The 2254-nt window shown below is 43.0% G+C and carries 1 protein-coding gene; it reads left to right on the top strand.

The genetic code is table 11. The features are described 5' to 3' along the window. Positions 1-2254, top strand: a 2254-nt coding sequence (locus O9323_RS09615; RefSeq protein WP_288125021.1) for a Calx-beta domain-containing protein, incomplete at both ends; no start/stop codon positions are given.

Genomic DNA, 2254 nt, shown 5'->3' on the forward strand with positions numbered 1-2254 from the left:
CGGTAACTATGCTTACGTAGCTGATTATTATTTAGGACTGCAAATCATCGACATCAGCAACCCCGCTGCACCTACTCTTAAGGGTAATTATGATACTTCTGGCTATGCTAATGGTGTGCAAGTAGTCGGTAACTATGCTTACGTAGCTGATAATTATTCAGGACTGCAAATCATCGACATCAGCAACCCCGCTACACCTACTCTTAAGGGTAATTATAATACTTCTGGCTTTGCTAATGGTGTGCAAATAGTCGGTAACTATGCTTACGTAGCTGATAGTGGTTCGGGACTGCAAATCATCGACATCAGCAACCCCGCAACACCTACTCTTAAGGGTAATTATGGTACTTCTGGCGGTGCTTTGGGTGTGCAAGTAGTCGGTAACTATGCTTACGTAGCTGATAATTATTCAGGACTGCAAATCATCGACATCAGCAACCCCGCTGCACCTACTTTTAAGGGTAATTATGACACTTCTGGCCCTGCTAGGGATGTGCAAGTAGTGGGTAACTATGCTTACGTAGCTGATGGGTCTTTCGGACTGCAAATCATCGACATCAGCAACCCCGCTGCACCTACTCTTAAGGGTAATTATAATACTTCTGGCAGTGCTTATGATGTGCAAATAGTCGGTAACTATGCTTACGTAGCTGATTATGAAGGTGGCTTGCAGATTCTTGATGTTAGTGACTTTACTAACCCATCTACTTCGACTGTCACCCTTGCTGTTTCTCCCAGTAGTGTCACTGAAGACGGGACAGCTAATATGGTTTATACCTTCACCCGTAGTGGAGTAACCACTAATCCCTTAACAGTTAATTACACCATCGGTGGGACAGCTACCAACGGGACAGACTACACATCTATTCCCACCAGTGTCACCTTTGCTGCTAATTCAGCGACTGCGACTTTAATAGTTGACCCCACTGCTGACACTACAGTTGAAAGTAACGAAACTGTTGCTTTAACTCTTGCGACCGGGACTGGTTATACAGTAGGTACTCCTAATACAGCTACGGGAACAATTACTAACGCTTCTGCAACTGGACAATATGCTTCTAGTGTTATTGCTTTTAGTTCTCAATATTCTTCATCTTCATGGAGTGCAGAACAAGCTTTAGGTCAACCCAATACTTTTGACTATGGAGATATTCCAACATCATGGGCTCCATCCACATCAAATGCTGATGGAGATACACAAGCTGATGAATTTATCACCGTTGGTTTTTCTACACCAGTTTATGCTGACGGTATAGAAATTCGTGAAACCTGTGGAAATGGATTTGTCAGAAGCATTGATTTATTAGATAATCAAGGTGTTTATCGCTCTATTTGGTCTGGAATTGATCCCAGTTTACCCGGAAGTCCAGTCAATTTTAGAGTCAATTTTCAGCCAACTAATTATCTGGTTGTTGGCGCAAAAATAAACGTTGATATTGACCATGATCCTAGCACTTGGGAAGAAATTGATTCAGTTCGATTATTCGGTGTCGGTGATGTTATAAGTAATATTACCCTAGCAGTTTCTCCCAGTAGTGTGACAGAAGACGGGACAACTAACTTAGTCTATACCTTCACCCGTTCTGGTGTAACAACAAATGCTTTAACTGTCAACTACACCCTCGGAGGGACAGCTACTCTCAATACCGACTACACTCGTACAGGGACTACCAATACAGTCACCTTCGCAGCTAATTCATCCACTGCGACTGTAATAGTTGACCCCACTGCTGACACAACTGTTGAACCCGATGAAACCGTTATTTTAACTCTCGCGACTGGGACAGGTTATACAGTTGGGACAACTACTCCAGTGACGGGGACTATTAATAATGACGACTTTTCCCAACTCTCCATCAATAATATTACCGTGGTCGAAGGCTTAGATAATAATGCCATCCTCACCGTCACAGTTGATAACCCCAATCCGCAACCAATTACCTTCAACTATACCACTGCACCCATTAACGCTACCGCCAATGTAGATTACACTAGCAAAACTGGAACTCTCACCATTGCACCTAATACTGCCACCGCTACTATTAGCATTCCCATCCTCAATGATAACCTCAACGAAGCCGATGAAGCTTTTACAGTAACCCTGTCAAATACCGTTAATGCTACCATCAATCCCGACGAAGCAATTGGACAGGTAATTATTACTGACACCCTACAAAGCGCAATTACTCGCACCTTACCCAACAATGTGGAAAACCTCAGACTAATTGGCACTAATAATATTAATGGTACAGGT

The sequence above is a fragment of the Microcystis sp. LE19-131.1A genome (assembly GCF_027532015.1).
GTDB classification, from domain to species: domain Bacteria; phylum Cyanobacteriota; class Cyanobacteriia; order Cyanobacteriales; family Microcystaceae; genus Microcystis; species Microcystis ichthyoblabe_A.